The sequence below is a fragment of the Floridaenema aerugineum BLCC-F46 genome (assembly GCF_041929345.1).
Classification (GTDB): Bacteria; Cyanobacteriota; Cyanobacteriia; order Cyanobacteriales; family Aerosakkonemataceae; genus Floridanema; species Floridanema aerugineum.
The window spans coordinates 1-12567 of record NZ_JBHFNQ010000188.1 but is presented as its reverse complement, the minus strand read 5'-3'; the positions used below and the strand labels follow the sequence as shown (position 1 = coordinate 12567).

The 12567-nt window shown below is 42.5% G+C and carries 11 protein-coding genes and 1 pseudogene; 2 read left to right on the top strand and 10 right to left on the bottom strand.

Going from position 1 to position 12567, the window contains the following annotated elements; translation table 11 throughout:
• Positions 1-185: 185 nt before the first annotated feature.
• The gene (locus ACE1CC_RS24375; protein WP_413273031.1) at positions 186-1907 is read right to left on the bottom strand and encodes a diflavin flavoprotein; all 1722 of its coding nucleotides are present in this window, start codon (positions 1905-1907) and stop codon (positions 186-188) included.
• Positions 1908-2021: 114 nt separating this feature from the next.
• Between ACE1CC_RS24375 and ACE1CC_RS24370 the strand changes: the two genes are divergently transcribed.
• Positions 2022-2768, top strand: coding sequence for a pantothenate kinase (locus ACE1CC_RS24370; protein ID WP_413273030.1), 747 nt, complete (start codon positions 2022-2024; stop codon positions 2766-2768).
• 76 nt (positions 2769-2844) lie between these two features.
• Here ACE1CC_RS24370 and ACE1CC_RS24365 read toward each other — a convergent pair whose 3' ends face one another.
• Positions 2845-3300, bottom strand: coding sequence for an NUDIX domain-containing protein (locus tag ACE1CC_RS24365; protein ID WP_413273029.1), 456 nt, complete (start codon positions 3298-3300; stop codon positions 2845-2847).
• 177 nt (positions 3301-3477) lie between these two features.
• On the opposite strand from ACE1CC_RS24365, the gene ACE1CC_RS24360 reads away from it, so the two are divergent.
• Entirely contained in the window at positions 3478-3666 is a 189-nt protein-coding gene (locus tag ACE1CC_RS24360) for a hypothetical protein (protein ID WP_413261554.1), read from the top strand.
• A 132-nt stretch (positions 3667-3798) separates the two neighbouring features.
• Here the strand turns inward: ACE1CC_RS24360 and argH are convergent, their stop codons facing one another.
• The 8 genes and pseudogenes from argH to ACE1CC_RS24320 all read right to left on the bottom strand — a co-directional run bounded on the left by argH (position 3799) and on the right by ACE1CC_RS24320 (position 12310).
• Positions 3799-5184: an argininosuccinate lyase gene (gene argH / locus ACE1CC_RS24355; protein WP_413273028.1), complete on the bottom strand. Its 1386-nt coding sequence runs from the start codon at positions 5182-5184 to the stop codon at positions 3799-3801.
• Positions 5185-5379: 195 nt separating this feature from the next.
• Positions 5380-5631: a hypothetical protein gene (locus tag ACE1CC_RS24350; protein WP_413273027.1), complete on the bottom strand. Its 252-nt coding sequence runs from the start codon at positions 5629-5631 to the stop codon at positions 5380-5382.
• A gap of 86 nt (positions 5632-5717) precedes the next feature.
• Positions 5718-5990, bottom strand: a pseudogene (locus ACE1CC_RS24345) (helix-turn-helix domain-containing protein); the annotation flags it as partial.
• On the bottom strand, positions 5974-6576 hold the full coding sequence (locus tag ACE1CC_RS24340; protein WP_413273025.1) for an IS607 family transposase: 603 nt from the start codon (positions 6574-6576) through the stop codon (positions 5974-5976). The pseudogene ACE1CC_RS24345 and the gene ACE1CC_RS24340, both read right to left, overlap by 17 nt.
• An 83-nt stretch (positions 6577-6659) precedes the next feature.
• The gene (locus ACE1CC_RS24335) at positions 6660-8198 is read right to left on the bottom strand and encodes a PP2C family protein-serine/threonine phosphatase (protein ID WP_413273024.1); all 1539 of its coding nucleotides are present in this window, start codon (positions 8196-8198) and stop codon (positions 6660-6662) included.
• Between the two features lie 742 nt (positions 8199-8940).
• Positions 8941-10644 carry a signal recognition particle-docking protein FtsY gene (gene ftsY, locus ACE1CC_RS24330; RefSeq protein ID WP_413273023.1) on the bottom strand — a complete coding sequence of 568 codons (1704 nt, stop codon included), beginning with the start codon at positions 10642-10644 and terminating at the stop codon, positions 8941-8943.
• 100 nt (positions 10645-10744) lie between these two features.
• Positions 10745-11371, bottom strand: a complete 627-nt coding sequence (nusB, locus tag ACE1CC_RS24325; RefSeq protein WP_413273022.1) for a transcription antitermination factor NusB — start codon at positions 11369-11371, stop codon at positions 10745-10747.
• A 213-nt stretch (positions 11372-11584) separates the two neighbouring features.
• Entirely contained in the window at positions 11585-12310 is a 726-nt protein-coding gene (locus tag ACE1CC_RS24320) for a DUF502 domain-containing protein (protein ID WP_413273021.1), read from the bottom strand.
• Between the last annotated feature and the right edge of the window lie 257 nt (positions 12311-12567).

The window sequence follows — 12567 nt, the reverse complement described above, 5'->3', positions numbered from 1 at the left end:
TTGAATTTCCCGATTTTCGGTCTGACAAACAATTAATATTAGGTACGTTGTTGGGGGGTTTAGGGAAAAAAAAAAGAAAAAAAAAAAAAAAAAAAATAGAAAAAAAAATATTAATTTTTTTTAGTTTTTTGCGTTTTCGCTAAAACGAACGCCCAAAACGCCCAACAACGTACTGGGAACTTAAGTTAGTAGTGATTTCCTACTTTTCTGTGGTGAACTGCGGTGAGAGAATCAGCTTTACTAACTCTGCCACTTTCGACAGTTGCATAAACAATGTAATGATCGGCGCATTCCATTCGACTAACTACAAGGCATTCTACATAAGCCAGAGCATCAGTTAAAATTGGGCAACCATTTTCTGCTAGTTGAGTTTTCACACCAGCAAAGCGATCGGCCCCTGGAGCAAAACGCTTTAAAAAGTGTTTCATTAAGCTTTGATAATTGCCTTCTTCCAACACATTTAAAACAAATTTATCTCCCGTGTGCATCAAAGATTCGATCGCCCGATCTTTAGCCACAGCAATGGTAATTCCCAAAGGTTTGAAACTCGCTTGCACTACCCAAGAAGCTAGCATCGCACTGCTAACATCGCCTTTTTTCGCAGTAATAATGTAAAGTCCACCGCTAATTCTTCCCAAGGCTTTATCTAAGTCACTATCGAGCGATTTCATTTGCTTAATACTGCGATCGCGACTCAAAAATTGACCTAAGTCTGTACCCGCTTCTTCACAGAGTTGATAATTTGCTTCTGACGGATTTTCTGTAACTCGAATTGGGGGAAAAGCTTCAATTAAACCTGACTCTTTAAACTTGTTTCTTAGCGGATAAACTGATTCATCTTCGCCGCCGCCAGACTCAAACAAACCAAAACTTTGTTTCGCTTTTGCCGCTGCTAAAATTGTACTTAAACCAGCTTGAGCCACATTCGCACCTGACAAAGGCGGCATCCCTATTACAATACCCGAAGCATTGCTAACTAATTCGGTAATTTCTTGCGGATCTGCTGATTTTAGATCCATCATTTCTACAGCTACACCAGTTTTGGTGATCCCGTGAGCAATTGTTTGGGAAAGGCGATCGCTAAAGCCATAATCAGAAACATAAAATACCGCCACATTAGTTTCGGCTTTTGTTTGTTCTTGACTCCATTTCCGATAACGACCAGTTAATTCTTTAACATGGTGAGATAATAAAGGCCCATGACCTGTAGCCACAGTCGTAATTTCTGGTAATTCTCCCATCCGCTTTAAAGCTGAGAGAACCGATCGCGCATTTGGCCCCATCAAACAATCGTAGTAATATTTAAAATCCTCTTCAATTACTGCCAAATCTTCATCAAACAAGCTATCAGAACAGTAGTGCATTCCAAAAGCATCGCAAGTGTAAAGAATTTGGGTTTTGTGGTCAAAAGTAAAAATAGTATCAGGCCAGTGTAAATTAGGAGCAATCACAAATTCCAACTCGTGACCGTTACCTAAATCTAGTTTGTCACCATTTTTAACAATGCGGCGCTGAAATGGGTGATGAACTAAATCTTCTAAAAATTGAATGGCAACTTTCGAGCCAACTACTGTAACGTCCGGGACTAGTTGTAAAATATCTTTGACCAACCCGCTATGATCTGGCTCAGTGTGGCTGATAATTAGATAATCAATCTTTGCTGGGTCGATCGAGCCTTTAAGAGTGTCTAAATATAGTTGGCGAAACTTTTCATGGGAAGTATCCACCAACGCAGTTTGCTCACTCTGAATCAAAAAGGAATTATAAGTAGTGCCATTTTGTAGACCAAATTCAATGTCAAAGCGATCGCGATCCCAGTCCAATGACCGAATTGCCTTAGTCTCAGGCGCAATATCTTGCGTCTGTATTGTCAACCGCTTTTGGGGTTTCTCAGTGAGCAATACCATATCTAGCCTCCTTAGCTGGCAACCCAGAGGAAATTTATCTAACCTTTATTCTGACATGATTAAAGTTTAAAGAATTATTAAAAAATTTATAGTACAGTTAAAAAACATAAAAGAGTGAAACGACAGCACGACAAAAAACAAAATCCTTGGTTAGCCTTGATGATCGGCAATTCCCGATTACACTGGGCTAAGTTTAACGGCGCAAAACTGGTAGAAGCCTGGGATATTGAGCATTTTGGGGCTGGCGACGAAAGATTAGCTTCTGGAGAATGGAAAAAAATCCCGCTATATGTCGCTTCAGTAGTGCCGTCAGAAATGATATTTTGGCAAAATTTCCCCAACGTCAAGATAATTAACCGTGACCAAATCCCCCTCAAAGGGATTTATTCTAGTTTAGGGATTGATCGCGCCTTAGCAGTTTTAGGTGCAGGAGCCACTTCCGGCTGGCCTATATTAGTTATTGATGGTGGGACAGCACTGACTTTGACAGGCGCAGACGAGCAACGTCAACTAATCGGCGGCGCAATTTTTCCCGGATTAAAATTACAAATCAAATCCTTAGCACAGGGAACAGCTGCATTACCAGAAATTCCCCTACCCAGTCAGCTTCCCCCCCGTTGGGCATTAGATACAAAATCAGCCATTCAAAGCGGGATAATTTACACAGTAATGGCAGGAATTGTCAATTATATGCAAGCTTGGTGGCGCGAATTTCCCAAAGGACAAATTGTGTTAACAGGTGGCGATCGAACTCTCCTTTTTAGCTATCTAGAATCTCTATTCCCCGACATAGCTAAAAAAGTCAAAGTCGATCCCCATTTAATTTTTTGGGGAATCCGAGATTTAGTCATGAGTCATTAGTTATTGGTCATTGGTCATTGGGTAAATGTGAAAAGCTAAATTTTTCCTTGTCCCAAGAGTCCCCTTGTCTCCTTTCTTAGGCTATTGTAGTCACGCCACTGAGGTAATCTTGTAATTGCCGATCGTGATCGTGACTTAAGTCGCCTTTGGGCAAAGATTCGATCGCAAAAGCCTCAACCTCACTCACCTCTGAAGTATCTTGAATCCCCATAGTTCCCTGCACCGATGCTTCCACCAAAACTGCGATCGAATGAAGTCGTGGATCGCGATCGGGTGCAGAATAAACACCAACTAAACGATGTATTTTCACCAAATGTAATCCCGTTTCTTCCTCTAACTCCCGTTCCACCGTCGTCGGAATATCCTCACCCCAGTTAACAATTCCCCCTGGTAAACTCCATTTTCCCGTATCACGCCGCCGAATTAACACAATTCGACCATCTGGCAAAATTGGAATAATTGTTGCACCTGTAACTGGATGGCGAAATAAAATACCAAGTACAGTTTGAAAAAATTGCCATAGTCGAAGCATATACACCAACAATAGTACAACCAGCGATAATTTTAGCTTTGTTTTATCAAACCAAAGACTTTCTAATTTTAGTCATAAAACTATATTAGCCAAGACTTTTTGTTTTTCTGCCTTTAGCTGTTATGATCAACAAATGCCCTAAAGCGATACTTCTGGTTGTTTCTCAATGAGGTGAATATGTCGAAGCGCCGCAATCCCAAAAAAGAAAAGGCGCAGCGTAATAAAGCTTATGCTCGCAAGTTTCGGAAACGTCAAACTACAGGTCGATTCTCTAAGAATCGGAACTGGAAGAGCGGGAAAAGCAGTGATACCGCCGCAGAAAGTCAAGATGATGAGCTAGAAGCAGGCGGAGCAGATCAATATTAATCCGTCTACCTAGCACCAAGGGAGCACTTTGAGTGGAACAGGGGAAATAAAGAAAAACTCAATTAATGTTTTTGCACCCCTGAACCTTGCTCTCTCTATGTAATTTGGCGATTATTCAAGCACTAAACGATTTTAGGACTGACTACGAGAACGAGCGGCTTGAATAGCTTGTCTTACTTGCTCAAAACCAGTACCGCCATAGCTGTTGCGGGCTGCTACTACTTGTTTGGGAGCGATCGCCTCATAAATATCGCCTGCAAAAGCTGGGTGAAGTTCTTGCCATTCTTCCAAGGTTAAGTCCTTCAACAGCTTATTCGCAGCGATACAAGTCTTCACCACCTTACCGACTAAATTGTAAGCTTCGCGGAAGGGAACACCCCTAGCAGCTAAGTAATCAGCCACATCTGTAGCATTAGAAAAATCTTCTTCCACAGCAGCGGCTAGTCGCTGGGTGCGAAATTCTAAACCTTCCCGCATTAAAATAGTCATTGCTTCTAAGCAAGCTTTTACCGTTTTCACGCTATCAAACAAAGCTTCTTTATCATCCTGTAAATCTTTGTTGTAAGCTAACGGCAGTCCCTTCATCAGCACCAATAAAGCTTGCAAATGTCCAAAGACACGCCCAGATTTTCCCCTGACTAATTCTGGCACGTCCGGGTTTTTCTTTTGGGGCATAATGCTGGAACCTGTGGCGCAGCTATCTTTGAGGGTGACAAAGCCAAATTCTTGGGATGACCAGAGAATTACTTCTTCACTCATGCGGCTGAGGTGAACCATAATTAAACTAGCGGCGCAGAGAAACTCGATCGCAAAATCCCGATCGCTCACCCCATCCATACTATTAGCGTAAACTCCGCCAAAATTGAGCAACTCGGCAGTATAATGACGGTCGATCGGGAAAGTCGTCCCCGCCAAAGCCCCAGAGCCCAAAGGCGAAATATTCACCCGTTGGTAAATTTCCCCCAACCTTTCCCAATCCCGATCGAGCATTTCAAAATAAGCTAATAAATGATGAGCTAAAGATACAGGTTGGGCACGTTGTAAGTGAGTATAACCAGGAATTAAAGTTTCTACATTAGTTTCCGCCAAATCCAGCAAAACCCCTTGAAATTCTCTAATTTGCTGACGAATTTGATTAATTTGGTCACGCAGATAAAGCCTGGTATCCGTTCCTACTTGGTCGTTGCGCGATCTTGCGGTATGTAACTTTTTCCCCACGTCCCCTTTAAGTTCTGTCAGGCGACGTTCCACCGCAAAATGCACATCTTCCGCATCTACTCCGGGATGGAAAAGCCCTTGACGATATTCTTGCCGAATTCGTTCTAGTCCTTCCACCAATTGTTCCCCTTCTTCGGGCGAAATAATGCCTGTTTTGGCAAGCATTTTGGCATGAGCGATCGATCCTGAAATATCATACTCAATCAGTTCGATGTCAAAACTGATACTAGCATTGAACCTAGCGATCGCTGGATGCAAAGCTGATTCAAAGCGTTGACTCCAGGTTTGTTGTTTAGTCATTCGATTTTGGATTTTAGATTTTAGATTTTAGATTGCCTCCCCAGATCGATCTGTAGCCGCTGGACTAAACGCGAAAATTTTTCTTTCCATGACTTCAGGCGATCGGACATTGGTAGGTAAAGTATCAAATGCAAAAATTTCTGCCTTACTAGCAGAATTGATTAAGGAAACTATTGTTAACAAATTTGCAGCGAATTAACCAAAGGTAGTAAACCCTTTAATGAAATAGCCCAGAATTAGTCCAATAATCATAGCCCAGATTTGACCTGTTTGGACAAAATGATTCCAAGCACCTTGCACCTGTCCCCAGAGGTTAGTATCTCTGACTTGAACTGCCAACTCTAAAGACCAGTAAGGCAATTTCGCGATTAACATCGGCAGTGAATCGTTTCCATAAACTTGAACCGATAACCAACTAGTCATTGTTTGCATTAGGTTAATGAGCATAGCCACTTTTCCTCCTTCAAAAAACCTCTCCAAACTTACTTAAACTTGTGTTTGTGGTGTTTTAGAGTTGCCGTTCCTAGAATCGTGAAACTGGATTGAAAAGCTTTTTGAAGATGTCGCAACGCTTCTTGGGGGGCGCATTTAGACACTTCATAATACCAAGGATTTGCTGACTTTACTTCGGCTACCAACCTTTTGTGCAAGTCGATGGCTGTAGGTAGTTTCAGATTGGTAGCAGAAGCATTTAGACAAATCTCTAATCCCCAGTTCCAGGCGTGTCTAGCTACTTCTGCGTGCTTAGCAGCCAAAGTGCGTTGTTTGTTATTTAGGTTTAATCTTGTCTTAAAGCTTTTGAGCAATTTCTCTTAACTCCTCTACGACTTTTTTGTTTTTATGACTGCGACTGCCGTACAATCTGGCAGAGAATACAGTAATAATTTCTAGCACATCCTTGGCTAAATCCTCCTCATAACTAGCATCTTCTGTGCGGTTAATTATTACTACTTCTGTGCCAAAATGTTCGCACAAACTGAAGATTAATTCCGAGCCTAATCGCAGCAATCTATCCTTATGAGTTAACACCAATCTTTCTACCTGATTATCGGTAATCATTCTGATTAATCGCTGTAAACCTCGCTTACTGTAATTCAGCCCAGAACCTAGATCTTCAATTATTTGATATTGCCAACCATGTTGAGCGCAAAACAGTTCTAACACTCGTTTTTGAGTTTCCAGATCTGATTTTTGGTCATGGCTAGAAACTCTGGCATAGCCAATCGTTATGGCATTATCTGACTTAATTCCTAGCAATTGAGCTAAATCATAGCGTCTGTGTCCATTTAATGTGCGTTCTGGTGTGAGCTTTCCTTCAGCCTCCCACCTCCTCAACGTCGAAACCGACACTCCTTTGATTTTTGCTGCTTCTGATATGGTTAACTTACTCATGCTGGTAGTTTAGCATATCTTTTGAGGAGCTTTAGGAAGGCTTAAGTAAATTTTTAGGAGCAGTTAATCAACCCTTTGTCCCCTTATCCCCTTATCCCCTTATCCCCTTGTCCCCTTGTCCCATTTTGTACTCGCATTACCACCAGCGTCATATCATCGCCATTGCGATTTCCTTGACCGATAAATTGCTGTACTTGGTCAAACAGATATTCCAAAATTGCTTGCGGTTCTTGGTAATTTTGACAAGCTTTCTGAAAAACTTGCATCAAATTTTCCTCATCAAAGCGTTCCCCATTAGGGCTAGCAGCTTCGGTAAAACCATCAGTGTAATAGATAATTGTGTCGCCAGCAGCCAGCTGAATTTGTCCCTCTTCATACTGAGAATTAGAATCTAAACCGATCAACATTCCCAAAGTATCCAAGCGTTGGACAGAATTAATGCTTGCTTGCCACAACAATGGCGGATTATGCGCCGCATTGCTGTAAGAAAGAATGCCAGTTTGTAAATCGTATTCTGAATAAAACAAAGTCACAAATCGATGGGAATTTTCTAAATCGGCATACATCACTTGATTTAAGTGTTGCAAAATTCGCCCCGGAGTGTGACCGTTGAGAACTTCTGCCCGTAGCATTCCCCTAGTCATGGTCATAATTAAACCAGCTGGCACACCTTTACCCATCACATCGCCAATCACGATGCCCCAACGTCCTTTAGTAGATGTCAAGGGGCTATTTGTACCGCCCTGTGCGCCGTCAGTTCTTCCTGGCTGGACATAATGCGTGGGAATAAAATCATAATAATCTCCGCCAACTCGGTTTGCAGGTTGACAGCGGGCGGCTAATTCAATTCCGGGAATTTGCGGGCATTGGCGAGGTAACAACCGCTGTTGAATTTCTGCACCAATTTCTAATTCTCTGTCGAGACGTTCTTTTTTGCGGAGTTCGACAGTTAGTTCATCGTTAGCGATCGCCACCGCTGTTTGATCTGCCACCAACCGCACCAACTTCTGTCGCGTTTCCGTCCAAGTATATTCTGGATCGCGACTAAATACATATAGCCGTCCTCGTTCCATTTGCTTGACTAAAATTGCTGTACCAAACAAATGAATATCCGATCCTAAATAGCGGCTTACTTGAGCATCTAAAAGCGCCAGTCCTTTTTCCACTCCTGATGCTTCCTCAAGATCAAATCGATCGCTTGAGGAAGCTGCTAAAGCAGCACTTTTCGCCGTCGCATCCTTCACCTTTAGAGTTGCTGTTTCGATCGCTTTGCGAATATCTATTCCCTGAAGATTATCTTGGCAGTGTAACTGTTCTAGCTTTACTTGACCATTGGGTTTTAATAACACTAGCGCACTACCATCAGCATCGGTGACTCTGGTTGCCATTAAGGGAATTAGCTCTAAAAATTGGTTCAGATTGTTGAACGATCTGAGCGCAAACCCTAACGAACTCAACAAATCTTGGATTTTATGCTGTTCCCGATACAAACGCGCTACCAACTGTTTAAGCGCGAACACAGGAGTTACATCGGAGGTGTTGTCGCTGCGATTCCCGCAGGGATCGCCAAGCGAATCGTCGCCTGATTCAGATGAAAGTTGAGAAAGGGGCACAGTATTCATTACCTAAGCCATTTGGACTACTTTATTTAGGGATAAAAGCAATAGCAAATTGAATAGCAAGGGGTTTACCTAGCACATCAAGATCGAGAGACAAAAGTACTTGTTGCTCTTCATTCTGCCTTGATTATTACCAAGAAACAAAGTTCTATCAGATCAATGGCAGGGTGGTCAACATTTTAACCGAGTCTGGGTAAAATAGTACCTTTAACTATTGGGATAAATTCTAGCGAATGATTCCACCATAACAGTATTAATATCTACCACTGGTCTATATCTAAAGATAGTATCTCCCGTACTTCGAGAATTATTCTCAATTTTTATGTATTTATACTCACTTTATTCCTCTAATTCCGTTCCCAGTATGAATTAATTTCGGAAAAGTACCCGAAAAATTTAAGATTGTTTACAATTTGCTGAGGAAAGGTAACGGTTTATGGAACCCGCGAAACCCCCAGAAACCCCAGAAACCCGGTTTCTTTGTACCTAACGCAAGTTGCTAGTTATAAATATTGTCGGTTTGATCCCCCCTAACCCCCCTTACCAAGGGGGGAAAATGATTCCAAGTCCCCCTTCCCAAGGGGGGAAAATGATTCCAAGTCCCCCTTCCCAAGGGGGGAAAATGATTCCAAGTCCCCCTTACCAAGGGGGGAAAATGATTCCAAGTCCCCCTTCCCAAGGGGGGAAAATGATTCCAAGTCCCCCTTCCCAAGGGGGATTTAGGGGGATCAAAAACCCTTAATCTTCAACCACTTAACAGCGCTTCCACAAATTCGTAGCTAGAAAAAGGACGTAAATCTTCAATTCCTTCTCCCGCGCCAATAAAGCGAATTGGTAAACCCAACTGTTTCACTACCGCTAAAGCTACCCCACCTTTGGCAGTTCCGTCTAATTTCGTCAACACTACACCACTGAGTTGGGCTGTTTGCGCGAAAACTTCCGCTTGGCGTAAGCCATTTTGACCAAGCGTTGCATCAAGAACTAACAGGGATTCGATCGTCGCTTCCGGCGCTTTTTTGTCAATAATCCGGCGAATTTTCCCTAATTCGTCCATTAAGTTCTTTTTGTTTTGCAGTCGTCCCGCTGTATCTACTAAGAGTAATTCTGTACCCCGTGATTTGGCTGCACTAATGGCATCAAATACTACTGCTGCTGGATCGGTATTATTCCCTGGATTGGCAACTACTTCTACACCACTGCGCTGCCCCCAAACCTTAACCTGTTCCACTGCGGCGGCGCGGAAGGTGTCAGCCGCAGCAATTAAACATTTGTAGCCAGATTTGTCAGCAATGTGTGCAATTTTACCAATAGTTGTGGTTTTTCCGGCTCCATTTACCCCAGTAATTAGCCAAATATTAAATGTATCTTTTTCCGGGGCTAAACGGGGTTTTGCCGATTTTTGCAGGGGTGATTCTAGCATTTCCCGGAGGATTTGCTTTAAGTAAGCGATCGCCGCATCCGGCGGCAAAACCTCTTCCCGTAGTTTACTTTGTAGCGCATTTATGATATAATCTGTCGCTTCTACTCCGACATCAGCTTGCAGTAGCAAAGACTCAATTTCTTCGACAGCATCTTGATTGAGTGGCCCTTGACCAACGATCGCCTTTAACTGATTAACAATATTGCGTCGAGTTTTGTCTAAACCTTGCCGTAATTTCTTTAACCAGGTAATCTCTTCAATAGAAACATCTTCCGGGCGACGACCTTGGGCGGCTAAAACTTCCGCTGACCACACAAAACCATCATCAAAAGCAAAATCAGGAATTTCCTCTACAGTTGTTTCCGGTGTTGCTACCTTCGCTGCTGGTTTTACTTCCGGTTCTGGTTCTTCAATAGCTGTCGCTTTTATCCGTTCAAACCTAGCTTGGCGATCGTCTTTTGCCCAAAAAGGAACTGTAACCGGAGTTTCCACTTCCGGCGTTGCTTCCACCTCCTCAACCACATCACCAGTTTCCCCAACAGTTTCAATGACAGGAGTTTCTGGTGCAGTTTCTTCCCTAACCACACTTTCGGTTACTATTTCAGGTGCAGGAGTTTCCGGTGCAGTTTCTTCAGTAAGCACACTTTCGGGTACTTTTTCCACAGGAATTTCTCCCGTCATTGCTTCCGTAACTACAGTTTCGGGTAAGCTTTCAGTTACAGGAGTTTCCGGTGCCGCTTCTTCAGTAACAATACTTTCGGGTAATGTTTCAGTTACAGGAGTTTCCGCTGCTGTTTCTTGGGCAGTAACATTAGTTTCTGTCGCTGTTTCTGACTTCTGTTTAGCCTGAATATTTTTATAAGCAGCTTTTGCCCAAGCTAGATAATCATCCGCAGCTTGTGGCTGTTGCGAAACCGAGGGTTCAGTTGATTCTACCTTAGACTCTGGAGGCGGAGTCGTCTCTGGTTGTTTCTCAGTTTTTTCTTTATCTTTATCGTTATATTGACGACGAAACCAGTTAAAAACCATAGCGCTTACATTTCCAGATAGTCACTAAACAGTTATCCAGCTTTTCAATAAGGGAAAAAGCTAAAGGAAAACTTTACCTTTTTCCCATTTACACCAATTATTAACTACTAATTGGCGATTTGAGTTTGTCGCTGACTCGACGTAAAACCCCATTAATAAATCTGTAACCGTCTTCACCGCTGTAGCGTTTAGCTAATTCTACAGCTTCATTAATGGCGATGCGTTCAGGAATGCCTAAATAGAGCATTTCACAAACAGCAATTCTGAGGATATCGCGATCGATCCTAGCTAACCGATTCAACTGCCAATCTACCATTGCTGACGACAACAGTTGGTCAACTTCCTCGCGTTTAACCATCATATTCCGCACGATATCTTCAGCATAATTGCGAACATCTCTTTGGTTCGCCAGCTGAATAAATTCTGGGATTTCTACAGAACTACCCATGCGGTTAATTGCCGCTGAAGCTAATTGTATAGCTTCTTGTACCATCGTTCTAGCACTTTGGACATCCACAGCCCGAGTTTGGCTGTTTAATAAGCGATCGTCCGCCCGCTGTAATTCTCCAGCAGCTTCTTCCAAAGCCTCTTTAACTTCTGTAGTTAAAGTTCTGATCGCCGCAATAATAAAATCAGGGATTTCTTGTTCCGAAATCTTTTCGGGATTTGTCGGCATCTGAGATAAACTCAGTAAAGCCAATTCACGCGCAACTTGACGAGACTGCATAAAATTTCCTGTGATTACTAAATTTTGCCTTTTTTGTTGATTGGTAAAAACCTAATTTTAGATAGCAAGTAGCAAATAGACTTCTTGTACAAGATAGAGAAATTAGGAAAGGATAAGGGAGCAAGGGGACAAGGGGAAACTTATTAACTCAAAACTCTCTGACTCAAAACTCTCTGACTCAAAACTCTCTGACTCAAAATTCAAAACTTTCCCCTAACTTTCTTCTAATGGTAAGACTTGCAGTTTACTTTCTGGTAAGGAACTTTCCAACTGCCGATCTGGAAACCGGGGAAGAGATGCGGGGGCTAAAGGACTAGGGCTAACGATCCCACCGGAGATAATCACCTTAAAGGCTTCTTCTACCGACATACCCAAGTCTACCACTTCATCTTCTCGCACGACTGCATACCAACCTGTAGTCGGGTTGGGTGTAGTAGGAATAAATATACTCAGCATTGGTTGATTGGACAAGTGAGCTTGCATCTCATTGCCCAGAGTGCCTGTTACAAATGCGATCGCCCAGATTCCCCGCCGGGGATACTCCACCAAAATTACCCGGCGAAACTTCCCACCACTATCCTTCAATATAGTTTCTAGTAATTGTTTGAGCGTTTTATAAACCGCCCCAGCTAAGGGAATGGCGTGTACTATTCTTTCGCCAAAATCCAACAACCAACGACCAACAATATTACGCGCCATCAAACCAATTAGCAAAATACTCAACAGGGGAACAGCTAATCCCACCGCGAGATCCAGCAAATCAACTAATATTGGATGTAGCCCATCAAAAGGATTCAGCCACTTGGGAATTCGGGTGAGAAAATCAATCACCCAAGTTGCTATAGTCACCGTCAACCAAATAGTGGTAGCAAGGGGAATCACTACCAACAAACCTGCGATCAGGTCATTTTTTAAATCCTGCTTCAATCGTTGAAACACAGACTGCCCACTCTACTATCTACCCTGCTAGAAAAATTATAAAACTTAAAAACTAACCGCTCTTTCACTTTGCCGTACCTTAAGAAAGCGGTTTTCCCGCTTTGGCAGGCAATTTAAGTATTGTAAAACTTCACTTAATTTGTAGTCATTTATAAGCTAAAATAGTTAACAATTATTTTACTTTAACCCTCAAGAATCAATGACCTGAGTTATCAGGGTGAAATGTCCCGGGACTCTAAGCAACCACTAGTACCATT